Raw genomic sequence first — 22,831 nt, forward strand, 5'->3', positions numbered from 1 at the left:
AGCATGATCGTGGTTGAAAAACTGACCAAACAATTCAACGGTCAGGTGGTGCTCAACGGCATCGACCTTGAGGTCAAGGAAGGCGAGGTCGTCGCCATCATCGGCCCCAGCGGTTCGGGCAAGACCACCTTCCTGCGCTGCCTGAATTTTCTCGAAGAACCTACCAGCGGCCGCATCAAGGTGGGTGACATCGAGATCGACAGCAGCAAGCCGCTCAACCAGCAACAGGGCCTGGTGCGGCGCCTGCGCCAGCACGTGGGCTTTGTGTTCCAGAACTTCAACCTGTTCCCCCACCGCACCGCGCTGGAAAACGTTATCGAAGGCCCGATCGTGGTCAAGAAGATGCCACGCGAGGCGGCGACCGAGTTGGGTCGCAAACTGCTGGCCAGGGTCGGCCTGGCGGGCAAGGAAGCGTCCTATCCGAGGCGGCTGTCTGGCGGCCAGCAACAGCGCGTGGCGATTGCCCGGGCGCTGGCCATGGAGCCGGAGGTGATTCTATTCGACGAACCCACCTCCGCCCTCGACCCAGAGCTGGTAGGCGAAGTGCTGTCGACCATCCGCAGCCTGGCCGAGGAAAACCGCACCATGGTCATCGTCACCCACGAGATGAGCTTCGCCCGGGATGTGGCCAACCGGGTGATCTTTTTCGACAAGGGCGTGATCGTCGAACAAGGCGAAGCCAAGGCGTTGTTCGCCAACCCCAAGGAAGAACGCACCCGGCAGTTCCTCAGCAAATTCCTCGCCCACTGACCCCCCACCCTCTGTAGGAGCGAGCTTGCTCGCGAAAAACGCCCAGGCGACACGGTAAATCTGATTCACCGCGTTATCGTTAACGTTCTTCGCGAGCAAGCTCGCTCCTACAAGAGGTTGCCGTTCCAGCGCGTAAAACACCCCGCCATAACCCCCTTAAAATCCCCCTCCCCGTCAGACCCGTCTGAATATCTTCAAACTCGCCATTTAGCCTTTTGCCTCCATTGACGCTCCTTGGCCAACCCTCTTATCTAGCGCCTTGAGGATTGGATCCCATCCCGGCTATTGACTGAATCGTGCCTTTCGAAACGCCTCGCGCCTGTGCGCCGAGGGTTCGGAACGATTGCTGCTGGCTGCATCAAGGAGAGTACCTATGACACACACACAACCCCCGGCCATGCTCACTGCCCCCAAATTGCCCCAGGCGATTGGAAACGGCATCAGCGCCCTGGCCTCCACACACTTGCAGGTCGATATTTCTCCCTACCCGGGCATGGAAGAAGGCGACCTGATCGAACTGTTCTGGAACAACTGCTTTGCCGCCTCGCGCAAGGTGACGGCTTGCAAGATCGGCACGTTCACCCACCTGTGCGTGCCAGAAAGCTTTGTGCAGGACGGTCCGGCGCGCGTCCATTACCAAGTCCTGCAAATCGGCCATGGCCCTATGCGCTCGGCTGTCACCTTGGTGCGGGTCAAGACCAACTACCCCGGCGGCCAACCCTCGCCTCGCCTCAACAATGACAGCAGCGATGAAAACCAGCATCTGGCCCCCGTCGACCTGCCCGAGACGATCCGCCGCTACGGCGTCAACAGCAGCCAGGTACGGCGCGGCATTCCGCTGACCATCGAGCCTTACCTGAACATGAGCTCAGGCGATGCCATCACCTTGCGCTGGGGCGATGTACGCCTGGACCTGCCGAAAATCCAAGCCAAAAGCGTCGGCATGGCGGTACAGGTGTGGGTGCCGCCCCACGTCATTATCGAAGCCGGCGACGACTGCCGGTTGGACGTCACGTACTGCATCCTTGATCGTGTCGGGAATAATTCACGCTGGGCGCCCTCCCGCACCTTGCGCATCGCCGCCTGCGCGTCAGCAGCACCCACCAGCCAGGCAACGCCTGCGACGGGCTATCAACCGCGTCGCTTCGGTTCACCCTGTGAGCCGGGGTGACAGCCCTTCTATGCATATTCCTAAAAGTTAGTTTATTTAAAAAATAAACACGCTTAGGGTATATGCACCGGACCACCGGACATTCCTGATTTTTCTGTTTTTATTTCATTGAATGCGAGGTCGGTATGGTCAGAATTACCCCGGTGCATAACGCCAGGGCATTGCGTGCAGCCAAGGAGCGGCGCTGATGTCTAACTTGGCTCTAACACCCCCCCAGAGTGATCTGGACATAGCTCCCCTGTTGTTGCCGGCCACGGTGCTGCGCGACGACGCCCAGGCGTTGAGCGCCGCCCATGAGCTGGCACAGGCGGCACGCTTGCAAGCCGCCAAGCGCGACCAGCAACGCAAACTGCCATGGGCACAGCTGGAGCAATTCACCCGAAGCGGCTTGGGCAGTATTTCCATCCCTCGCGAATACGGCGGCCCGCAAGTGTCGTTTGTGACCCTGGCCGAAGTCTTCGCGATCATCAGCGCAGCCGACCCGGCCCTCGGGCAGATCCCACAGAACCATTTCGGCATCCTGCACCTGTTGCAGGGCACCGCTACCGAGCGCCAGAAAAAGCAGCTGTTCCAGAGCGTGCTCGACGGCTGGCGCATCGGCAACGGCGGCCCGGAACGCGGCACCAAAAATACCCTGGAGCTCAAGGCGCGCCTCACGGCCGAAGGCGATGGGTTCGTGGTCAGCGGCCAGAAGTTCTACTCCACAGGCGCACTGTTTGCCCACTGGGTAGCGGTGAAGGCGCTGAACGATGACGGCAAGCAAGTCATGGCCTTTGTGCGGCGTGGCAGCGAAGGGCTGCGCATCGTGGACGACTGGTCGGGCTTTGGCCAACGCACCACCGCCAGCGGCACCGTATTGCTGGACCGGGTGCCGGTGGACCCGGAGTTGGTCATCGACAACTGGCGCCTGGGCGAAAGCCCGAATATCCAGGGTGCTGTGTCGCAACTGATCCAGGCGGCCATTGACGCCGGCATCGCCCGTGGCGCCCTTGACGACACTATCGCCTTCGTACGCGAACGCTCACGCCCCTGGATCGACGCCAAGGTCGAGCGGGCCAGCGACGACCTGTATGTGATCGCCGATATCGGCAAGCTGAAGATCGAACTGCACGCCGCCGAAGCACTGCTGCGCAAGGCCGGCCAGGTGCTCGACCAGGTCAGCGCCGCACCGATCACCGCACAGTCCGCCGCACGCGCTTCGATTGCCGTGGCCGAGGCCAAGGTGCTGACCACCGAAGTGTCGTTGCAGGTCACTGAGAAGCTCTTCGAGCTGGCCGGCAGCCGCGCCACCCTGGCCGAATTCAACCTCGACCGGCACTGGCGCAACGCCCGGGTACACACCCTGCACGACCCGGTGCGCTGGAAGTATCACGCTATCGGTGCCTATCGACTGAACGGCACTTTACCTGCTCGTCACTCCTGGATTTAACCGGCCAGAACACTTATTCCACGAGCTTCTGGAGAAACTCATGACCCTTTCTCACCACGTCGCGGTTATCACCAGCGATGAACAAGCCCTCATTGTCGCCAGCGACCTGGCCGACGACTTGCGCCGCGACAGCGCCCAGCGCGACCGTGAACGCCGCCTGCCGTTGCCCGAGCTGGACGTGTTTTCCCGCTCCGGCCTGTGGGGCATCAGCGTGCCCAAGGCTTACGGTGGCGCGGGTGTGTCCAACGTCACCCTGGCTAAAGTCATCGCCCTGATCGCCGAGGCCGATGGCTCTTTGGGCCAGATCCCGCAAAACCATTTCTACGCCCTCGAAGTGCTGCGCGTAAACGGCAGCCCCGAACAGCAGCAACGCCTGTATGCCGAGGTGCTGGCCGGCCAGCGCTTTGGCAATGCCTTGGCGGAACTGGGCACCAAGACCGCCCATGACCGCGTGACCAGCCTCACCCGCGATGGCGATGGTTTTCGCATCAACGGGCGCAAGTTCTACGCCACGGGCGCGCTCTATGCCCAACGCATCCCCACCTCGGTGGTGGATGAAAATGGCATCCAGCAGCTGGCCTTCGTGCCCCACGACAGCACGGGCCTGACGGTGATTGACGACTGGAGCGGCTTCGGTCAGCGCACCACTGGCAGCGGCTCGGTGGTGTTCGACAACGTGTGGGTTGCAGCGCAGGACGTGATCCCGTTCCAGAGCGCCTTCGAACGCCCGACCACCGTTGGCCCGCTGGCGCAGATCCTTCATGCCGCCATCGACACCGGCATCGCCCGCGCCGCCTTCGAAGATGCATTGCATTTTGTGCGCACCAAGACCCGCCCGTGGATCGATTCGGGCAACGACAACGCCACCGAAGACCCGCTGACCCTCAAGAGCTTCGGCCACCTGAGCATTCGCCTGCACGCCGCCGAGGCGTTGCTGGAGCGCTCAGGCGAATTCCTCGACCGTGCCCAGGCCGACAGCAATGCACAGACCGTCGCCGCTGCGTCCATTGCCGTGGCCGAAGTGCGCGCCTTGAGCACCGAGATTTCCCTGGCAGCCGGCAGCACCTTGTTCGAGCTCGCGGGCAGCCAGGCGACCCTGGCCGAACATGGCCTGGACCGCCACTGGCGCAACGCCCGGGTGCACACGTTGCACGACCCGGTACGCTGGAAGTATCACGCGGTAGGCAACTACTACCTCAACGATGAAAACCCGCCGCTGCGGGGGACCATCTGATGAGCAAAAAGAAGATCCTGCTCAATGCCTTCAACATGAACTGCATCGGGCATATCAACCACGGCTTGTGGACGCACCCACGGGATAACTCGACCCAGTACAAGACCCTCGAATACTGGACCGAGCTGGCGCAAATTCTCGAGCGCGGGCTGTTCGATGGTTTGTTTATCGCCGACATCGTCGGTGTCTACGACGTGTACCAGAATTCCATTGATGTGCCGCTCAAGGAGTCGATCCAGCTGCCGGTCAACGACCCGTTGCTGCTGGTCTCGGCCATGGCCGCCGTCACCCGGAACCTGGGCTTCGGCCTCACCGCCAACCTGACCTACGAGCCGCCCTATCTGTTCGCCCGACGCATGTCCACGCTGGACCACCTGAGCCGTGGCCGGGTCGGCTGGAACATCGTCACCGGCTACCTCGACAGCGCCGCCAAGGCCATGGGGCTCACCGAACAGGTCGAGCATGACCGACGCTACGACCAGGCCGATGAATACCTGGAGGTGCTGTACAAGCTCTGGGAAGGCAGTTGGGAAGACGATGCGGTGCTCAACGACCCCGAGGCGCGGGTGTACGCGCAACCGGGCAAGGTGCACAAGGTCGAGCATCACGGCGAGTTCTATCAGGTGGAGGGCTATCACCTCTGCGAGCCGTCACCGCAACGTACGCCGGTGCTGTTCCAGGCCGGCAGTTCCGAGCGTGGCCTGCTGTTCGCCGGGCGGCATGCCGAGTGCGTGTTTATCAGCGGGCAGAACAAGGCCGCGACCAAGCGCCAGGTGGACAAGGTGCGTGCCAGCGCAGTGGAAGCCGGGCGCAACCCGCAGGACATCAAGGTATTCATGGGCCTCAACGTCATCGTTGGCGCCACCGAAGAGTTGGCCTGGCGCAAGCACGCCGAGTACCTCAGCTACGCCAGCGCGGAAGCCGGTGTGGCGCATTTTTCGGCCTCGACGGCAATTGATTTTGCCCAGTACGCCTTGGATGAGCCGATCCAGTACGTGAAGAGCAACGCGATCCAGTCGGCCACCAAGAACCTGCAAAACAACGACTGGACCCGGCGCAAATTGCTCGAGCAGCACGCCCTTGGCGGTCGCTATATCACCTTGGTCGGCTCACCCGAACACGTCGCCGATGAGCTGGAATCCTGGATCAGCGAAACCGGGTTGGATGGCTTCAACCTGACGCGCATTGTGACGCCGGAGAGCTATGTGGATTTCATCGACCTGGTGATACCGGAGTTGCAGAAGCGTGGGTCCTACAAGACCGCCTATGAGACCGGCACCTTGCGCGAAAAAGTCTTCCAAGGCACCGCCCGCCTGCCCGAACAACACACCGGCTCCACCTACCGCCCCCTCCCACATTGAATCTTCTTTGTTTGTACCAACACCTTATGACTGGAAATTGATTATGAAAAAGACACTGCTCACCCACCCAGTCAAAGCACTGGCCCTGGCCTTCGGGTTGTTCAGCTCGGTAGTATTCGGCGCCGATGCACCGCTGAAAATCGGCACCACCGCCGCCTTCGCCATCCCCCTGGAAACCGCTGTCGCCGAAGCCGGAAAACAGGGCCTGAAAGTCGAGCTGGTGGAATTCACCGACTGGATCGCCCCCAACGTCAGCCTGGCCGCCGGCGATATCGACGTGAATTATTTCCAGCACATTCCCTTCCTGGAAAACGCCAAGGCCGCCGCCGGTTTTGACCTTGTGCCCTACGCGCCGGGCATCATCAATAACATCGGGCTGTACTCGAAAAAGTACAAAGCCATCAACGATCTGCCCGAGGGCGCCAGCGTGGCGATTGCCAACGACCCGATCAACAGCGGCCGTGGCCTGCAACTGTTGGCCAAGGCGGGGCTGATCACCCTCAAGCCGGGCGTAGGCTACAAGGCCACCGAAGAAGACATCATCGCCAACCCGAAAAAGATCAAGATCCTGCAAGTAGAAGCCGTGCAACTGGTCCGCGCCTATGACGACGCCGACCTGGTGCAGGGCTACCCGGCGTATATCCGCCTGTCCAAGACCTTCGATGCAGAGTCGGCGCTGCTGTTCGACGGCCTCGACCACCCGGAATACGTGATTCAGTTCGTGATCCAGCCCAAGAGCAAAACCGACCCTCGGGTGATCAAGTTCGTCGATATCTACCAGCACTCGCCGGTAGTGCGCGCCGCTTTGGATAAATCCCTTGGCAAGCTCTACCAAGTGGGCTGGGACGACAAAAAATGACCGCCGCCAATGCCCAACTGCGCGACCTGGGTAATACGCTCAGGGACGCCGAGCAGACTGAACTGCACCCGGATCTCAACCGCGCCCATGTGCGTTTCATCAACCTGGGCAAGACCTACGACGGCACAGTGCACGCCCTGCAAGGCATCGACCTGGCGATCCAGCGCGGCGAGGTGTTCGGCATCATCGGCCGCAGCGGCGCCGGCAAGTCGTCGCTGATTCGCACCATCAACCGCCTCGAGCAACCCAGCAGTGGGCGGGTGCTGATCGATCAAGTGGACATCGGCAGCTTCGATGAAGACCACCTGGTGGCGCTGCGACGTCGCATTGGCATGATCTTCCAGCACTTCAACCTGATGTCGGCCAAGACCGTGTGGCAGAACGTCGAGTTGCCGCTCAAGGTTGCCGGCGTACCCAAGCCCCAGCGCGAGCAAAAGGTGCGTGAGCTGCTGGAACTGGTGGGTTTGCAGGACAAGCACGCGGCGTATCCGGCGCAGCTCTCCGGCGGGCAGAAACAGCGTGTCGGCATCGCCCGTTCACTGGTTCACGACCCCGAGATTCTGCTGTGCGACGAGGCCACCTCGGCCCTCGACCCGGAAACCACCCAGTCGATTCTCGCCCTGCTGCGCGAGATCAACCAACGCCTGGGCCTCACCATCGTGTTGATCACCCATGAGATGGCAGTGATCCGCGAAATCTGCGACCGCGTGGTGGTGCTGGAACACGGGCAAATCGTCGAGCAAGGCCCGGTGTGGCAAGTGTTCGGCAACCCCCGGCATGAGGTCAGCAAGACCCTGCTCGCACCACTGCAACACGGCTTGCCGCCCGAGCTGCAAAATCGTCTGCAACCCGCCCAAACCTCGGCCGACGCGGCATTGGTGCTGCGCTTGCAGTTCACCGGCAGCGATACCGACGAGCCGGACCTCGCCGCGCTGTTCAGCGCCCTCGGCGGGCGCGTGCGCTTGCTGCAAGGCGGTGTGGAACGCATCCAGGGGCATGCCCTGGGGCAATTGCTGCTGGCGGTGAATGACTCGCCGCACAACGCCGAAGAGTTGCGCAATCGCGCCGGGCGTTGGGCGCAACAGGTGGAGGTGCTCGGTTATGTGGTTTGATCGTTTAGTGCAGGGCGCCATCGACACCTTGTTGATGGTCGGCGTGTCGTCGCTGATCGCATTGCTGGTGGGGATTCCGCTGGCGGTGTTCCTGGTCACCAGCGACAAGGGCGGCATCTATCAGGCGCCGGTCCTTAACCGCGCGCTGGGGGCGTTCGTGAATTTGTTTCGCTCCATTCCATTCCTGATCCTGATGGTGGCGCTGATCCCGTTTACCCGGCTGATCGTCGGCACCACCTATGGCGTGTGGGCAGCCGTGGTGCCGCTGACCATCGCCGCCACGCCGTTCTTTGCACGCATCGCCGAAGTCAGCCTGCGCGAGGTCGACCACGGCCTGATCGAAGCCGCGCAAGCCATGGGCTGCCGACGCTGGCACATCATCTGGCATGTGCTGTTGCCGGAAGCGCTGCCGGGGATCGTCGGCGGCTTCACCATCACCCTGGTGACCATGATCAACTCATCGGCCATGGCCGGGGCAATTGGTGCCGGTGGGCTGGGCGATATTGCCTACCGCTATGGCTACCAGCGTTTTGACACGCAGATCATGCTCACGGTGATTGTGCTGTTGGTGGTCTTGGTCGCCGTGATTCAGCTCGGTGGGGACCGGTTGGCGCGGATGTTGAACAAGCGCTGAGCTCACGGGCACTCATCCAACTGGGCGACGCTGGCGTGTGGCACGAAGGTGATAGTTTTTTCCTTGGCCTGCCAGGGTCGCACGATATAGCTGCCGTCTGAGTCGGCCATTACCCGCAGCTTGACGCTGCGCTGCGGGTTATCGGCGTCCACCAGCACGCGGGGAACCTTGGCCTCACCGGTCCAGGTCATCAGCGTACAAACGCGCCCTCCCGAAGCGGAGCCTTGCAGCGGCAACCCACCCAATTTCGACCCGCTCGAGGGGATCAGCCCCAGGAAAACTATAAGCGCAAAGGCCGCCAGTGACGCGAACGCAACCGGGTTCTTGTGATCCCGCATGCACACCACCAGACAGGCGCCACACCCCTGGACAAGGAACAGCACGACCAGTTCGGCAAACATGAACGGTGCAAAGAGCACTGCACTGTCGGAATACTCGCGGAAGGCGCGGGAGACCGGCACCGTCACCATCAGGATCACCAGCATCTGAACGACGCCGGCACCGACACTGGCCAGCCAGAATTCGCCGGACAGGTCACGCAGTGCAACCTGGGCGGGACGGGCACGAATGATGATGCCGACATAGGCCAGTACCGCCACCACGATCGCCACGATCCAGCTGATGGTCAGCAAGGGTCCACTTTCGGCGTTCACCGACAGGTACACGGCGGACATCCAGAAGATACCCATGACGACCAGGCTGGCAGCCCAGTGCAGCAATAACCGTCGGTGTTGGGCCGTCACTTGCGGCGACAGCGGGCTTAGATTGAGTTGATCACTGAGGCGCACGCCTGTGCTGTTCAAGCGCTTGAACAAGATGAACGTGGGGATCAGGATCGACGCGCCCATCATGCCGATCACGAACACCAACATGGCGAACATGGCCGGCAATGCGGTGAACGCAGCCGCCGACAAGATACTCAGGGGTACTTTTTCCACCTGGATGTACTGGTACAAATACAAACCCGCCACTGACAGAATCCCCACCGTCAGCGGCCAGGCACGCTCATTGAGCCACAGCAGCCCGTTGCTCAATTTCGTGGCGTATTGGTCCACCTTGTTCGCAGTGACTTTCTTACCTGCGAGTGGACGATTTTCCTCTTCCATGGATTTACAGCCCTCTTTAATTAATTAAGGGCCGAATGTTACCCAGAGTCTGGCAACGCGGTATGTCAGATATCCACGGGACAAACACCATGAAAGACCCTACACCGATTACACGTCTTTCAACGGCATGAGATGCGCCCTGAGGTATAGTCCGACGACCTCAACCGCAGCGGTGCGCCACGCCATGAAACTCGCCCCCGACGACCTCGACCAAATCACCGCCACCACCCTCGGCCATTACAACAAAGTGGCCGAAGACTTCCGTGACGGCACCCGCGATCACGATGTGAGCCAGAACATCGACGCGCTGCTGCGGCATATCCAGAGCTCGGCGCCCTTTACCGTGCTGGATTTCGGTTGCGGGCCGGGCCGGGATTTGCAGACCTTCACGCGCATGGGGCATATCGCCGTGGGGCTCGATGGCTCTGAGCGTTTCGCGCAAATGGCGCGGGAGGACAGCGGCTGTGAGGTGTTGCAGCAGGATTTTCTCAAGCTGGACCTGCCCGCCGAGCGCTTCGATGGGGTGTTTGCCAATGCGGTGCTGTTTCATATTCCCAAGCAGGAACTGCCGCGCATTCTCAAACAACTGCATGGCACGTTGAAGCCCGGGGGCGTGCTGTTCAGCTCCAACCCTCGGGGCGAAAACCAGGAAGGCTGGAATGGGCCACGGTATGGGGCCTATCACGACCTGCAGGCGTGGCGGGCGCTGCTGACTGAAGCGGGGTTTGAAGAGCTGGAGCATTACTACCGGCCTGCTGGGTTGCCGCGGGAGCAGCAGCCTTGGTTGGCGAGTGTGTGGCGCAAACTATAGATCTGCGTTGTTTGGTCTGACGTCTTCGCGAGCCAGCCCGCTCCCACAGGGGAACGCATTCCAAATGTGGGAGCGGGCTTGCTCGCGAAGGCCTCACTGGCACGACTAATCCATCTGATACACCACCGGTTTTTCACCCGCCACCAACGCCGTCACGCTGTGCCCGGCATACCCGTGTTTTTCCCCAGCCGAAAAATTCGCCACCAACCGTGTCCCGTCGGCAAAGGTGGTTTCCTGCACCTGTTTGTCCGCTGTCAGCCAGCGAAAATCAGTCATTGCCTGGGTCGCCAAGCGCTGATGCAGCGGCCGGAAAAACCGGTCCTGGCGTTGAATCACCGGCAAACGCTGCTTGAGTGTCGCAGCGCTGAGGTGATACAGCGGCGGCACGTTATAGAGCAGTTGGGTCAACTCATTCTCAACCTGCACATTGCTCAACTTCAGGCTATCGAACAGCCAATGGTGGGTGGTGATGACCGAACCGTGGAACACCGCCTGGTACAACGGCAGGCGCATGCTCGGTTCGAAATACACCGTGCGAAACGGCTCTTTCAATGGCACGGGTTTGAAAAACACCGCCGGTTGCTCCGGCGGGTACCAGTTGCCGACGTAATAGGGCGACTGTTTGTCCTTGGTCATCTGACGGTCGCCCCAGCCAATCACTGGGGTCTGCATACCGTGGGCGAACAGGATGCCTTGAGCGGTGATCGCGTTGCCGTCTTCGGAACCCGCCGGCAGCTTGAGTACGCTGTTGAGCCAGCGGGAAGCGTCGATATTGCCTTCGGCGTTTTGCGCCTGGGTCATTGCGGCGCCGTCACGGTAGCTGTCGAAGACCATGCTGGTGGCGTAGGCATCGAGGAACCACGCATTGAACCCAGCCCTGGCTTGCACTGCCTTGGTTCGCGCCTCCAGCAGTGGCCGTACGCAGCGTGGGTCGGTGTAGTGGCCCGATTGCTGGAAACCCGTCTTGAGCGTGCCGTTTTTCAACACGATGGCGCAGTCACGATAGGCTTTGGCGCCAAGGTGAGCAGTGGTCCAGTCCGGGTTTTCAGTGGTGGATAACGCGGTTTCATAGGAATCGTACGGCGCCATCAGGTAGCCGGCGTTGACGCCCGCCTGAACCGCTTCGGGGTGCCAGAGGCCACCTTCCCACCCTTCGCCCAGGGTCAGTAGCAGGCGCTGGAGCCCAGCGTCTTGCAGCGACTTGAGGGTCTTGGCCGACAGGGTACTGCCCCAGGTTTCGGGGTTGTCACGCAAGGCGCCGGCAAACGCTGTGGCCAGTTTATGACGCAATGCGCCATAACCCTCGGCAAGTTTGAGCATGTCCGGCTCGTCAGTGGCCTGCCAGGTTTGCCGGGCTTTTTTGTTGATCGCCGAGTTGACGCCGCGCAACAGCACGGTCTTTTGATAGCGGTCCAACGTGCCAGTTTGAGCCAGCACCTGCGCTGCCTCTTTGTCCAGCAAACCCATGAGTTCATGGCCGCGCAGCAACTTCAACAGCAGCGGCCAGTCGCGCACATCATCCAGCCCCAACAGGTCATTGCCCCACAGGTAGACATGGCTGGCACCCAGCAGTTTTTCAGCCTCTGGTGTTTGGCGCAGCTTATCCAGCAATGGCTCATAGCGCCCTTGCTCCACCAACCATTGACGATAACGTTTAGCCCCGGCCAATGGGTCGGCAGCGCCCAAGTGCAGACGCAAGGTCATCGGCGCCGAAGGCTCGAGGCGGGTGAATTCATGGGCCAAGGAAAGCGCCAGCCCTTCACCGTCGGCCGACCACTCCAAGCGGTTGTTGTAAGGGTTTGTCAGCAGCCAGTTCAAGGTAAAGCTGCCGTGATCCACACCCCATAACGGCAGGCTGAGGTCCTGCGTGGTGTTGACCTCGCCTTGCTCCAGCAAAAAGGTCTTCCATACGCCGTTGCCGGCGGGCACGTAATGCCCTTCGGCCAAGGGCCAGATCAAGCCTTGGCCCATGGCCGCGGCGGGCTGGCGCAGCAAGGGCAACTCACCCGGATCGCGTGCGTTGATGGTCAAGGAAAGGTCGCGCTGCTCAAGCCGCGCGGTCAAGCGATAGGCGCCGTTGTCCCATTGCCAAGAGGCCTGCTCAGCATCGGCCTGCATATCGGCGACGGCGTGTGCGGCCACACCGCTGGAGGCCTGCACCGAGGCCTCGCCCGCGGGCGTAACGCGCAGCGCCAACGTGGCGGGGTCGAGTTCGACGCGCCACCGCGCATTTTCCAGCACGGTGCCGGCGAAGAGTTGGGGAGACAGCAACAGGCAAAAAACCAGCACTAAACGGCGCATGACGTGGGCCTTCCAAACAAGATCAGGCCCGGAGGGTAAAACACTTAACACCGGTCGACTGTAGGGAAAGTGTTTCCAGGAACCTTCTTACATCCTTGCAAGAAGGCACCGATGGTCAGGTCTATTGTTTTTCCGGCTCACGAATCTTGTACCAGGCCACGTACAGGGCCGGCAAAAACAGCAGCGTCAGCAACGTCGCAATGATAATCCCGCCAATCATCGCGTAGGCCATCGGCCCCCAGAACACTTCGCGGGCAATGGGGATCATGCCCAGGCTCGCTGCGGCAGCCGTGAGCAGGATCGGCCGGCGGCGGTGCTCGGTGGCTTCCACCACCGCATCCCACGGCGTGTAGCCAGCCACTTCATACTCGTGGATCTGCGTCACCAGAATCACCGAGTTGCGGATGATGATGCCGATGAGCGCCAAGATACCCAGGATCGCGACAAAGCCCATGGGCGTGCCCGTGGGAATCAACGCCAGCACCACGCCGATCAGGCCCAGCGGCGCGACGCTCGCCACCAGGAACATCTTCTGCACGCTGTGCAACTGGATCATCAGAAAGGTCGCCATCAGGAACAGCATCAACGGCACCACCTTGGCGATAGGCCCCTGGGCCTTGCCGCTTTCTTCCACAGTGCCGCCAGTGGCGACTTTGTAGCCCACTGGCAAGTCAGCGCCGAACTTCTCGATGGTCGGTGCCAGTTGCTTGACCAAGTCCGTCGGCTGCATCTCATCGCGCACCGCCGCCTTGACGGTGATAGTCGGTTTGCGGTCGCGGCGCCACACCAGCGGCTGCTCCAGTTCGTAACGCACGGTGGCGAACGCCAGCAGCGGAATCGAAGTGCCGTTGGGCGTGACGATCTGCAGGTTCTGCAAGGTCTCCGGAGTGCCGCGTTCGGCATCTTCGGCGCGGCCGACCACGTTGATCAGGTAGATATCATCGTGCACCTGGGTCACCGAGGCGCCGCTGACCACGCTGTTCATTAACTGCGCCACATCTTCCGACGACAGCCCCAGTTGCCGCGCCTTGTCCTGGGCGATATCCACGCGCAGCACTTTGCCCGGTTCGTTCCAGTCGTAGATGATCTCGCCCAAGTGGGTGTTCTGGTCGAGCAAGGTGGCCAGTTCGATGGCGTGCTTGCGTACCTGATCAATGTCTTTGCCCGACACACGGTACTGAATCGGCCGCCCCACTGGCGGGCCCATTTCCAGCGGCTGCACGTAGCTGCCGATGCCGACAAAATCATCGCGCAGGCGCTGTTGCAGACGGGCGATCAAGGCACCGCGCTCTTCCAGGCCCTTACTCACAATGACGAGCTGCGCGTAGTACGGGTTTTCCAACTGCTGGTCCAGCGGCAGGTAGAAACGGATCGCGCCCTGGCCGATATAGGTGCTCCAGCGAGCAATGTCCGGATCGTCCTTGATGATCGCTTCCAGGCGATCGACAGCCTTGCGCGTCTCGTTGATCGAGGCGTTTTGCGGCAGGTTGAGGTCGACGAGGATTTCCGGGCGATCCGACGACGGGAAGAACTGGTTCTGCACAAATTGCATGGAAAACACCGACGCCACGAACAGGCCCACGGTGATACCGATGGCCCACCAGCGGTTGCGCATCGCCCACAGCATGCCGCCGTTGAAGGCACGACCAATGCGCCCCGGCTCGGCATTGTGGGGTTTCACATTGGCGCTGAGGATATGCACACCGATCACCGGCGCAAACAGCACCGCCACCACCCACGACACCAGCATCGCCACGGCGATCACCGCGAACAGCGTAAAGGTGTACTCACCCGCCGAACTGGCGTTGAGGCCAATGGGTACGAAGCCGGCCACAGTCACCAGGGTGCCGGTGAGCATCGGGAACGCCGTGGAGGTGTAGGCGTAGGTCGCCGCCTGTTCCTTGGTTTCGCCTTTTTCCAGGCGCGTGATCATCATCTCTACGGTGATCATCGCGTCATCCACCAGCAAGCCGAGGGCGATGATCAACGCGCCAAGTGACACACGCTGCATGGTGATGCCGCTGTACTCCATGAACACGAACACCAGCGCCAGCACCAGCGGAATCGAGCACGCCACCACCAATCCCGCGCGCATACCCAGGCTGATAAAACTCACCACCAGCACGATGATCACCGCCTCGAACAGCGCACTGGTAAAGCCGCCGACGGCCTCTTCCACCACTTCGGCCTGGTCGGAAACCTTGTGCACGCCGACGCCCACCGGCAGGTCGGCGGTCAGTTCGTCCATGCGTTGGTGCAGGGCCTTGCCGAACGACTGGATATTGCCGCCCTTCTGCATGGCGATGGCCAAGCCAATGGCGGGTTTGCCGTTGAAACGGAACATCGGCCGCGCCGGATCGACGTAACCACGGCTGATATCAGCAATGTCCGCCAACCGGTAGAAACGGTCATTGAGGCGCAGGTTGACGTTGGCCAGGTCTTTCTCCGAGGCGAACTGCCCGGAGGTGCGCACGGAGATGCGCTCCGGCCCGGCCTCGATCACCCCGGCGGGGGTCACGGCGTTTTGCGATTGCAGGCTTTGCACCACTTGGCGCTGATCAATGCCCAAGGCCGCGAGCTTGCGCGTGGAGAAATTCAGGTAGATCACTTCGTCCTGCTGGCCGATCATCTCGACCTTGCCCAGCCCTGGCACCGCACGAATCTCGGCGCGCACCTGCTCCACATAGTCACGCAATTGGCGCATCGACAAGCCGTCGCCGGTAAAGGCGTACACCGAGCCGAACACATCACCGAACTCATCGTTGAACGACGGCCCCTGCAAGCCCTGGGGGAAGGTGCCGCGAATGTCGTCGATCTTCTTGCGTACCTGGTACCAGATGTCCGGGATGGCCTTGGCGCTGGTAGTGTCCTTGAGGAACACGAATACCGTGGACTCGCCCGGCCGGGTGTAGCTTTTCACGTAGTCGAGGGAGTCCAGCTCTTCGAGTTTTTTCTCGATGCGGTCAGTCACCTGCTTGAGGGTTTCTTCCTGGGTCGCACCCGGCCAGCGAGTCTGGATGACCATGGTCTTGATGGTGAACGAGGGGTCTTCCTCGCGGCCCAGGTTCATGTACGAGAACACGCCCATCAGCAGCGCGACGAACATCAGGTACCAGACGAAGGACTGATGCTTGAGGGCCCAGTCGGATAAGTTGAAGCTCCCTTTCATTGCGGGCTGCCCTCGTCGATTTTGACTTTCTGCCCGGGTTTCAGGCTGTTCACGCCGGCGGTGACAATACGCTCGCCGGGTTTGACGCCGCCATTGAGCAAGACACTGTTGGCGCTACGGCTCAGCACCGTGACCTCGCGTGGCTGTACAGTCTGGGTATGTGTGTCGAGCAACCAGATGCGGGTCTTGCCGTCGCCTTCCTGCAACGCGCTCAGGGGCAGCTCGATGCGTGGGGCGATGGCGGTGCTCAACGTTACGCTGATCGCCGTGCCCAGGCGGAACGCGGGCGGTGTTTCGGCCAGGCTCAGGCGTGCGCGGCGGGTGCGCGTGGCGCTTTGGGCCTGGGGTTCGATCTCGCGCACGACAGCGGTGGTATGCACGCTGGGGTCAAGTTGCCCGGCGACCAGAAACACCACATCCGCAGGCAGGCGCTCGGCCAGGCCGGCGGGCAGGTCGATCACCGCTTCCTTGATGTCCGGGCGGGCCAGGGTCACCACTTGCTGGCCGGCGCTGACCACCTGGCCGGCCTCGGCATTCCAGGCGGTGACGATGCCGGCGTGATCGGTGCGCAGTTCGGCGTAGTTGAGTTGATCCTTGGCTTGGTTGACCGAAGCACGAGCCTGGTCGAGGGTCGCCTGTGTGGTTTTCAGGTCGGTCTGGGCCACATCCAGTTGGGCCTGGGCGCCAACACCGCGGTTGAACAGCTCCTGTTGCCGGCGCGCATTGGCCTGAGCGTTGATGAACTGCGCCTGCACGCGAGCCAGGTCGCCCTGGGCGGCGCGCAACTGGTTCTGCTGGTCGGTGGGGTCGAGTACGGCAAGCAACGCGCCCTTCTCCACTTCGGCACCCACGTCCACGGCGCGGCGGGCGATGCGACCGGACACACGGAACCCCAGGTTGCTTTCATAGCGGGCCTGGATGGTGCCAGCGAAGCGGCCGAGGTTTTCCTGGTCTTCAGCCTTCACTTCCATGGACAGCACCGGGCGTACCGGTTCTGGCGGCGTTTCTTCCTTGGAGCAGGCCATCAGCAGCAGGCTGGCAGCGAGTACAACCGTCAGGTGCTTCATGGGTGGGCTCCTGGCTGGGCGATTTCGACCTGCATGCCCGGGTGCAGCAATTGCCCACCGGCCACCACGACCTTTTCACCGCCCTTGAGGCCGTCGCCAATAATCACTTTGCCAGTGAGGTAACGCGCCACGCTGACCTTATGCAGTTGCGCCTTGCCGTCGGCATCCACCAGCCACACGGCGGGTTCGCTGAGGTCTTTGGTCAACGCCGACCAAGGCAGTTCGATGCTGGCCTTGGCCGGACCATTGGCAGTGGCGCTCACTACCGACCCCAGCTCCATGCCTTTGGGCAGGCTTTGCAGGGCGATCTTCACTTGGAGGGTGCCGGTATTGGCGGCCACGGCAGGGGTCACTTCACGGACTTTGCCCACCGCCTTGATGCTCGGGTTATCCAGCAGGCTGACGGTGATCGGCGCATCCGGCGGCGGCTCCACCAGCAGGGATTCATAGACGTTGAACACTGCGTCGCGCTCACCATCCCGGGCCAGGCTGAAGATCGGCACGGTGGCTTGTACCACCTGGCCGACTTCGGCCTGGCGCGCGGTGATAATCCCTGGGGCATCGGCGACCAACGCGGTGTAGCCCAACTGTTCGCGGGCATTGGCCAACTGCGCCTGAGCGGCGGCCAAGGCACTTTGGCTGCTGCGCAACGCGGCCTGGGCGGCGTCGTATTCGCTACGGCTGGTGTAGCCTTTGGGCAGGAGTTTTTCCTGGCGCACAAAGGCCGCAGCGGTCTGCTTGACCCGTGCCTGCTCGGCCACGACCTGGGCCTGGGCGGAATCGACGTTGGTCTGCAAATCCTTGGGGTCGAGCCTGGCCAGCACTTGCTTGGCGCTCACGCGGTCGCCCACGTCCACCATGCGCTGGATGATCTTGCCGCCCACGCGAAACGACAGGTCGGTCTGCACCCGTGCCTGGATATCCCCGGTCAGCGTTACCGCCGCGGCAAAATCCGCTGACTGCACGGTTTGCACAAACACCCGGGAATGCTGCTTGGGTTCGGCTTTGTCTTGGCCACAGCCACTGAGCAGCGCCAGGAGGCCAAGGCTGAAAATGGATATCGAAATGCGACCGCCCATGCCGGCTCCTTTTGCGGGACACGATGTGCAAGTGTGTATGCGACTGTGAGCTTAGATCAGGGTTCCTTATCTGCATGGAGGATCCCATACTCCAATGGTTCCCACGCTGGCTAAAAGCACATGTTGAAAACCCTCGCGGTGGCCAATTACCGCTCGATCAATAAATTGGTGGTGCCCCTGGACCGGTTGAATCTGGTGACCGGGCCCAATGGCAGCGGCAAGTCCAACCTGTATCGCGCCCTGCGCCTGCTGGCGGAAACCGCCCAGGGTGGGGTGATCAATGCCCTGGCCCGTGAAGGCGGGCTGGATTCGACCTTCTGGGCCGGGCCGGAAACCATCAGCCGGCGCATGCGTGACGGCGATGTGCCGATTCAGGCGACTGCGCGCCACAGCGTCAAACGCCTGCGGCTGGGTTTTGCCGGGGAAGATTTCAGCTACGCCATCTCCATGGGGCTGCCTTCGCCAGGCATCAGTTATTTCTCGCTGGACCCAGAGGTGAAAAAGGAATGCATCTGGGCGGGCCCTCTCTATCGCCCCGCCAGCCTGCTCGTGCAGCGCTCCGGCCCAATGGTGCGGGCCCGTGACGGTCGTGGCTGGGATGTCCTGGCCCAGCACACGCCCGCCTATCACAGCCTGTTCGACCAGGTGGGCAGCCTGCGAGGCTCGCCGGAGGTGTTGATGCTGCGGGAGAACATTCGCGGCTGGCGCTTTTATGACCACTTTCGCAGTGACGTAGACGCGCCTGCACGCCAACCGCAATTGGGCACGCGCACGCCAGTGCTGCACCACGACGGCCGCGACCTCGCCGCGGCCTTGCAGACCATCCGCGAAATCGGCGACCCCGAGGCGTTGCAGCGCGCCGTGGGCGATGCGTTCCCCGGCGCACGGTTGAACATCGAGCCCCTACAGGGCGGACGCTTTGCAATCGAGTTTTACCAGGAAGGTCTGCTACGCCCCTTGTCGGCAGCGGAGTTGTCGGACGGCACCTTGCGCTATCTGCTGCTCATCGCCGCGCTGCTGACGCCACGGCCACCGACCATGATGGTGTTGAACGAGCCCGAGACCAGCCTGCATCCGGACCTGTTGCCAGCGTTGGCGCGCTTGATTATCCAGGCGTCGGATAACTGCCAGGTGTGGGTGGTGTCCCATGCCAGTCGCTTGATTGCGGCGTTGCAGCAGGATGAAGGGTGTAATTCGATTGTGTTGGAGAAAGTGTTGGGGGAGACCCAGATAGTTGGGCAAGGGATTCTGGATGCACCCGCCTGGCATTGGCCGGAGTAGGCGGTGACAGTGCCGGCCTCTTCGCGAGCAAGCCCGCTCCCACATTAGCCTGCATTCCAAAGAGGGAACTCGGTCAAATGTGGGAGCGGGCTTGCTCGCGAAAGCGGTAGTTCAGTCACTACACGAACCAGGAATCAGCCCTGCCACTTCCCGCCTTCAACAATCACACTCTCAGGCTTGGTGTCATCGCTCAGCTCTTTACGCACATATTGGTCATAGAGCTTGAGCAAGAACTTCTCCTCACCCAGCTTCGCCAACTCGGCATTCACCCAGTCGCGCAGTTCGATATTGCCTTTCTTCACCGCCGGGGCAATGGGTGCTTCATCACCAAGTTTCTCTTCCAGCACGCGGTAGCCCGGGTTCTGCTTGGCCCAGCTGAACAGCACCAGGTTGTCCTGGGCATAGGCGTCACCACGACCCGCCGACAACGCTTGCAGCGACTCGGAGTTTTTCTCGAACTTGAGCAGCTTCCAGTCCGGGTGGTTCTTGGTCAGCCAGATGTCGGCGGTGGTGCCAGTGGTGACGATGGTGGTGCGGGTCGCCAGGTCATCCAGGCTTTTTACCGCGCTTTCGTTCGGCACCAGGGCCTGTACCGCGACTTTCAGGTTGGGGTTGGTGAAGTCCACCGCTTCCTTGCGCTCAGGCGTCACGGTCATGTTGGCGAGGATCAAATCGACCTTGTCGCTTTGCAGGAATGGGATGCGGCTGGCCGGCTCCACGGCAACGAATTCAACCTTGTTTTCGTCGCCCAGCAGGTCCTTGGCAAATTGTCGGCCGATGTCGGTATCGAAGCCGACGTAGCGACCGGCTTCGTTCACAAAGCCGAACGGTGGTTTGTCGGTGAAGACACCCACGATCAGCTTGTCCCGCGCCTTGATCTTATCAATGGAACTTACGGCGGCAGCCGCCGGTTTGGTGGGCTCTTCGGCCTTTTTATCGCAGCCGGCCAGTAGGGCGACGGCAAACAGTGGCAGCAGTAACTTTTTCATATCAGCTCCAGTTCCTTGGTTTTCTTGGGCAGTGTTGAAACAAAGGAGAACTTCTCCAGGAACTGCTGCGCGCGTGCGGTCTGCGGGTTCGTAAAGAATGCCTCGGGGGTGTTGTGTTCGAGGATGCGGCCGGCCTCCATGAATACCACGCGGTCGGCGACGGCGCGGGCGAAGGCCATTTCGTGGGTCACAATCAAAAGGGTCATGCCATCGCGGGCCAGGCCCTGGATCACCTCCAGTACCTCCTTGACCATCTCCGGGTCGAGTGCGGCGGTGACTTCGTCAAACAGCATCACCTGGGGGTTCATGCACAACGAGCGGACGATGGCAATGCGTTGCTGCTGGCCGCCGGAGAGCTGGCGTGGGAAGGCATCGCGCTTGTCGGCCAGGCCCACGCGCTCGAGGAGTTTTTCTGCCTGCTCACGGGCCTCACGGGGGTCGCGCTTTTGCACCTTCAGCGGGCCGAGCAGGATGTTGTCGAGCACACTCATGTGCGGGAACAGGTGGTAGCTCTGGAACACCATGCCGATGTCCTGGCGTACCTGGCGCCAGTCGGTGCTTTTGTCCAAAAGCTCGTTACCGGCGAAACGCAGGCTGCCGCTGTGCGCGACTTCCAGCCCGTTGAGGCAACGCAGCAAGGTGCTTTTGCCACAGCCACTGGGGCCGAGGATCACCACTACTTCGCCGCTTTGCACACTCAGGTCGATGCCCTTGAGCACCTGCTGTTCGCCGAAGAATTTGTTGAAACCCTGGAACTCGATCAATGCGCTCATGCTTGGGCCCAGCGCCGTTCCAGCACCTTGGAGGCGGCCGACAACGGGTAGCAGATAAAGAAGAAAAACAGGAACAGCGCGCCGTAGATCAATACCGATTCGTAGGTGCGCTCGATGATTTGCTGACCGACCTTGATCACATCCACCACGCCGATCAGCACCGCCAGGGAGCTGGTCTTGATGATGCGCGTGTAGACGTTGATGGTCGGCGGGGTCATGCGCTTGAGGGCCTGTGGCAGCAGCACATAGCCGTACAACTGTGGGTCGGACAGGCCAATCGACAAGCCCGCTTCGCGCTGGCCACGGGGCAGCGAATGCAGTGCGCCGCGCACCACTTCGCCGACCTCGCTGGCGCCCCACAACGACAGCACCAGCACCGCACACCAGAAGCTCGGAATACTCAAGCCGAAGAAAATCGGCAAGCCGAAAAACAGCAGGTACAACCACACCAGTACCGGAATCGCGCGAAACAGCTCCAGGTAAACCCGCAGCACCGCGTTGATCAGCCGCTTATTCAAGGTACGTAGCACGCCGTACAACACACCGCCCACGGTGCTGAACGCAATACTCAAGAAAGAAATCGACAGGGTTTGCGCAGCGCCCTTGCCCAGTTGCGGCAACGACACCCACAACAACTCAAGACCCGAACTGGCCATGCTGGAGCCTCCTTTCCAAGCGGCTGAGCAACAGCGACAACGGCAGGAACAGCAGCACGCAAATCAACGTCAACACGGCGAGCATTTCGTAGGTCTTGTAGTAGAGAGCGATGTAGCTCTTGGTGGTGTAGAGAATCTCCGGCACCGCCACGGCGGAGACCACCGTGGTTTCCTTGAGCAGGAAGATAAAGTTGGCGAACAGCGCCGGCAGGCTGAGGATGCCGGCCTGGGGCAGGATCACATGGCGCAGCAGTTGCCAGTCGGACAGGCCGATGGACTTGCCCGACTCGATCTGCGCCAGTGGCACCGCTTCCACCCCGGCGCGCAGCACTTCGGTGAGGTAAGCGCCGCCAAGGAAGGTCATGGTGATAATCGCGGCCCAGAACCCGGAGATATTCAAACCCAGGGCCGGCAGCGCGAAGTAGACGAAAAACAGTTGGATCAACAGCGGCGTATTACGCGCCAGCTCCACGTACAGCGCCACCAGGCGCGACAGGTACGGCGTGCGAAACACCAGCAGCGCGGCATTGATCAGCGCCACCAGCAAGGAGGTGGTAATGGCGATCAGGCCCACTTGCAACGTCACGCCCACGGCCTTGAGAAAGGCCGGCAGGGTGCTGAGGATAAATGCGAAATCGAAGGTCATCTTGAGTCCATGACGCCGCGGGGTAAGGCGGCGAGCGCAATCCGTTCCGGCGTGGGTAACGCCGGGTAGCGCGAACTTTAAAGGTATAAAAAGTAAAATTTAAATACCTAAATAGCATATTGATATCACCCAAAAAGATAACCGCCGAATTCGCGGGGTGGGCAGGTGCAGGCTATGGTTGAAGGGTCTGTGTTTCGAGGGAATGAACGATGAACGAAGCGAAACCGATTGATCCGCAGGAGTTGGTGAAATGGTTGGTGGCGTTGCGCAGGGCGATCAACAGCCGCGCGCTCTGAAACACTGAGAATCAAATGTGAGATGAAGATCAACTGTGGGAGGGGGCTTGCTCCCGATAGCGGTCTGTCAGTCGCAGATGCGCTGGCTGAACCACTGCTATCGGGAG

19 protein-coding genes are annotated in these 22,831 nt (G+C 61.3%); 10 read left to right on the forward strand and 9 right to left on the reverse strand.

Going from position 1 to position 22,831, the window contains the following annotated elements; translation table 11 throughout:
- Positions 1-3: 3 nt before the first annotated feature.
- The 8 genes from tcyN to FRT59_RS16155 all read left to right on the forward strand — a co-directional run bounded on the left by tcyN (position 4) and on the right by FRT59_RS16155 (position 8,550).
- On the forward strand, positions 4-750 hold the full coding sequence (gene tcyN, locus FRT59_RS16120; protein ID WP_034117219.1) for an L-cystine ABC transporter ATP-binding protein TcyN: 747 nt from the start codon (positions 4-6) through the stop codon (positions 748-750).
- A gap of 373 nt (positions 751-1,123) precedes the next feature.
- Positions 1,124-1,921 carry a hypothetical protein gene (locus FRT59_RS16125; RefSeq protein WP_153871666.1) on the forward strand — a complete coding sequence of 266 codons (798 nt, stop codon included), beginning with the start codon at positions 1,124-1,126 and terminating at the stop codon, positions 1,919-1,921.
- Positions 1,922-2,108: 187 nt separating this feature from the next.
- Positions 2,109-3,350 carry an SfnB family sulfur acquisition oxidoreductase gene (locus FRT59_RS16130; RefSeq protein WP_153871667.1) on the forward strand — a complete coding sequence of 414 codons (1,242 nt, stop codon included), beginning with the start codon at positions 2,109-2,111 and terminating at the stop codon, positions 3,348-3,350.
- A 40-nt stretch (positions 3,351-3,390) separates the two neighbouring features.
- The gene (locus FRT59_RS16135) at positions 3,391-4,584 is read left to right on the forward strand and encodes an SfnB family sulfur acquisition oxidoreductase (protein ID WP_153838602.1); all 1,194 of its coding nucleotides are present in this window, start codon (positions 3,391-3,393) and stop codon (positions 4,582-4,584) included.
- On the forward strand, positions 4,584-5,945 hold the full coding sequence (locus tag FRT59_RS16140) for an LLM class flavin-dependent oxidoreductase (RefSeq protein WP_153871668.1): 1,362 nt from the start codon (positions 4,584-4,586) through the stop codon (positions 5,943-5,945). Before FRT59_RS16135 ends, FRT59_RS16140 begins: the two co-directional genes overlap by 1 nt.
- Before the next feature lie 43 nt (positions 5,946-5,988).
- Entirely contained in the window at positions 5,989-6,804 is an 816-nt protein-coding gene (locus tag FRT59_RS16145) for a MetQ/NlpA family ABC transporter substrate-binding protein (RefSeq protein ID WP_153871669.1), read from the forward strand.
- Positions 6,801-7,916: a methionine ABC transporter ATP-binding protein gene (locus FRT59_RS16150; RefSeq protein WP_153871670.1), complete on the forward strand. Its 1,116-nt coding sequence runs from the start codon at positions 6,801-6,803 to the stop codon at positions 7,914-7,916. The genes FRT59_RS16145 and FRT59_RS16150 overlap by 4 nt, the downstream gene beginning before the upstream one ends.
- Complete coding sequence (locus tag FRT59_RS16155) at positions 7,906-8,550, forward strand: methionine ABC transporter permease (RefSeq protein WP_153871671.1); 645 nt, start codon at positions 7,906-7,908, stop codon at positions 8,548-8,550. The genes FRT59_RS16150 and FRT59_RS16155 overlap by 11 nt, the downstream gene beginning before the upstream one ends.
- Before the next feature lie 2 nt (positions 8,551-8,552).
- Here FRT59_RS16155 and FRT59_RS16160 read toward each other — a convergent pair whose 3' ends face one another.
- Positions 8,553-9,656 (reverse strand): hypothetical protein, encoded by a 1,104-nt coding sequence (locus FRT59_RS16160; protein ID WP_034117211.1) that lies wholly within the window; start codon positions 9,654-9,656, stop codon positions 8,553-8,555.
- A gap of 184 nt (positions 9,657-9,840) precedes the next feature.
- Here FRT59_RS16160 and FRT59_RS16165 point away from each other — a divergent pair, with 184 nt between their 5' ends.
- Complete coding sequence (locus tag FRT59_RS16165; protein ID WP_034117210.1) at positions 9,841-10,467, forward strand: class I SAM-dependent methyltransferase; 627 nt, start codon at positions 9,841-9,843, stop codon at positions 10,465-10,467.
- Between the two features lie 105 nt (positions 10,468-10,572).
- On the opposite strand, the gene FRT59_RS16170 is transcribed toward FRT59_RS16165, so the two are convergent.
- The 4 genes from FRT59_RS16170 to FRT59_RS16185 all read right to left on the reverse strand — a co-directional run bounded on the left by FRT59_RS16170 (position 10,573) and on the right by FRT59_RS16185 (position 18,083).
- Positions 10,573-12,768, reverse strand: a complete 2,196-nt coding sequence (locus FRT59_RS16170) for a glycoside hydrolase (RefSeq protein ID WP_034117209.1) — start codon at positions 12,766-12,768, stop codon at positions 10,573-10,575.
- 121 nt (positions 12,769-12,889) lie between these two features.
- Positions 12,890-15,937, reverse strand: a complete 3,048-nt coding sequence (locus FRT59_RS16175; RefSeq protein ID WP_034117208.1) for an efflux RND transporter permease subunit — start codon at positions 15,935-15,937, stop codon at positions 12,890-12,892.
- Complete coding sequence (locus tag FRT59_RS16180; protein WP_153871672.1) at positions 15,934-17,004, reverse strand: efflux RND transporter periplasmic adaptor subunit; 1,071 nt, start codon at positions 17,002-17,004, stop codon at positions 15,934-15,936. The genes FRT59_RS16175 and FRT59_RS16180 overlap by 4 nt, the downstream gene beginning before the upstream one ends.
- Entirely contained in the window at positions 17,001-18,083 is a 1,083-nt protein-coding gene (locus FRT59_RS16185; RefSeq protein ID WP_153871673.1) for an efflux RND transporter periplasmic adaptor subunit, read from the reverse strand. Before FRT59_RS16185 ends, FRT59_RS16180 begins: the two co-directional genes overlap by 4 nt.
- A gap of 120 nt (positions 18,084-18,203) precedes the next feature.
- On the opposite strand from FRT59_RS16185, the gene FRT59_RS16190 reads away from it, so the two are divergent.
- Entirely contained in the window at positions 18,204-19,364 is a 1,161-nt protein-coding gene (locus tag FRT59_RS16190) for an AAA family ATPase (RefSeq protein ID WP_034117204.1), read from the forward strand.
- A gap of 134 nt (positions 19,365-19,498) precedes the next feature.
- Here FRT59_RS16190 and FRT59_RS16195 read toward each other — a convergent pair whose 3' ends face one another.
- From FRT59_RS16195 to FRT59_RS16210, 4 genes are read right to left on the reverse strand one after another with little or no spacing between them, the layout of a single operon-like run.
- Positions 19,499-20,353, reverse strand: a complete 855-nt coding sequence (locus tag FRT59_RS16195; RefSeq protein ID WP_034117203.1) for a transporter substrate-binding domain-containing protein — start codon at positions 20,351-20,353, stop codon at positions 19,499-19,501.
- The gene (locus FRT59_RS16200; RefSeq protein ID WP_034117202.1) at positions 20,350-21,126 is read right to left on the reverse strand and encodes an amino acid ABC transporter ATP-binding protein; all 777 of its coding nucleotides are present in this window, start codon (positions 21,124-21,126) and stop codon (positions 20,350-20,352) included. Before FRT59_RS16200 ends, FRT59_RS16195 begins: the two co-directional genes overlap by 4 nt.
- Positions 21,123-21,782 (reverse strand): amino acid ABC transporter permease, encoded by a 660-nt coding sequence (locus FRT59_RS16205; RefSeq protein ID WP_034117201.1) that lies wholly within the window; start codon positions 21,780-21,782, stop codon positions 21,123-21,125. Before FRT59_RS16205 ends, FRT59_RS16200 begins: the two co-directional genes overlap by 4 nt.
- Positions 21,763-22,428 (reverse strand): amino acid ABC transporter permease, encoded by a 666-nt coding sequence (locus tag FRT59_RS16210; RefSeq protein WP_153871674.1) that lies wholly within the window; start codon positions 22,426-22,428, stop codon positions 21,763-21,765. The genes FRT59_RS16205 and FRT59_RS16210 overlap by 20 nt, the downstream gene beginning before the upstream one ends.
- Positions 22,429-22,831 lie beyond the last annotated feature (403 nt).

It is taken from the genome of Pseudomonas haemolytica, from assembly GCF_009659625.1.
Lineage (GTDB): Bacteria > Pseudomonadota > Gammaproteobacteria > Pseudomonadales > Pseudomonadaceae > Aquipseudomonas > Aquipseudomonas haemolytica.

What these genes read in the sequence shown, in the direction of transcription:
- tcyN (WP_034117219.1), top strand. Translation starts at nt 4, where the DNA reads ATGATCGTGGTTGAAAAACTGACCAAACAATTCAACGGTCAGGTGGTG.
- FRT59_RS16125 (WP_153871666.1), top strand. Translation starts at nt 1,124, where the DNA reads ATGACACACACACAACCCCCGGCCATGCTCACTGCCCCCAAATTGCCC.
- FRT59_RS16130 (WP_153871667.1), top strand. Translation starts at nt 2,109, where the DNA reads ATGTCTAACTTGGCTCTAACACCCCCCCAGAGTGATCTGGACATAGCT.
- FRT59_RS16135 (WP_153838602.1), top strand. Translation starts at nt 3,391, where the DNA reads ATGACCCTTTCTCACCACGTCGCGGTTATCACCAGCGATGAACAAGCC.
- FRT59_RS16140 (WP_153871668.1), top strand. Translation starts at nt 4,584, where the DNA reads ATGAGCAAAAAGAAGATCCTGCTCAATGCCTTCAACATGAACTGCATC.
- FRT59_RS16145 (WP_153871669.1), top strand. Translation starts at nt 5,989, where the DNA reads ATGAAAAAGACACTGCTCACCCACCCAGTCAAAGCACTGGCCCTGGCC.
- FRT59_RS16150 (WP_153871670.1), top strand. Translation starts at nt 6,801, where the DNA reads ATGACCGCCGCCAATGCCCAACTGCGCGACCTGGGTAATACGCTCAGG.
- FRT59_RS16155 (WP_153871671.1), top strand. Translation starts at nt 7,906, where the DNA reads ATGTGGTTTGATCGTTTAGTGCAGGGCGCCATCGACACCTTGTTGATG.
- FRT59_RS16160 (WP_034117211.1), bottom strand. Translation starts at nt 9,656, where the DNA reads ATGGAAGAGGAAAATCGTCCACTCGCAGGTAAGAAAGTCACTGCGAAC.
- FRT59_RS16165 (WP_034117210.1), top strand. Translation starts at nt 9,841, where the DNA reads ATGAAACTCGCCCCCGACGACCTCGACCAAATCACCGCCACCACCCTC.
- FRT59_RS16170 (WP_034117209.1), bottom strand. Translation starts at nt 12,768, where the DNA reads ATGCGCCGTTTAGTGCTGGTTTTTTGCCTGTTGCTGTCTCCCCAACTC.
- FRT59_RS16175 (WP_034117208.1), bottom strand. Translation starts at nt 15,937, where the DNA reads ATGAAAGGGAGCTTCAACTTATCCGACTGGGCCCTCAAGCATCAGTCC.
- FRT59_RS16180 (WP_153871672.1), bottom strand. Translation starts at nt 17,004, where the DNA reads ATGAAGCACCTGACGGTTGTACTCGCTGCCAGCCTGCTGCTGATGGCC.
- FRT59_RS16185 (WP_153871673.1), bottom strand. Translation starts at nt 18,083, where the DNA reads ATGGGCGGTCGCATTTCGATATCCATTTTCAGCCTTGGCCTCCTGGCG.
- FRT59_RS16190 (WP_034117204.1), top strand. Translation starts at nt 18,204, where the DNA reads ATGTTGAAAACCCTCGCGGTGGCCAATTACCGCTCGATCAATAAATTG.
- FRT59_RS16195 (WP_034117203.1), bottom strand. Translation starts at nt 20,353, where the DNA reads ATGAAAAAGTTACTGCTGCCACTGTTTGCCGTCGCCCTACTGGCCGGC.
- FRT59_RS16200 (WP_034117202.1), bottom strand. Translation starts at nt 21,126, where the DNA reads ATGAGCGCATTGATCGAGTTCCAGGGTTTCAACAAATTCTTCGGCGAA.
- FRT59_RS16205 (WP_034117201.1), bottom strand. Translation starts at nt 21,782, where the DNA reads ATGGCCAGTTCGGGTCTTGAGTTGTTGTGGGTGTCGTTGCCGCAACTG.
- FRT59_RS16210 (WP_153871674.1), bottom strand. Translation starts at nt 22,428, where the DNA reads ATGACCTTCGATTTCGCATTTATCCTCAGCACCCTGCCGGCCTTTCTC.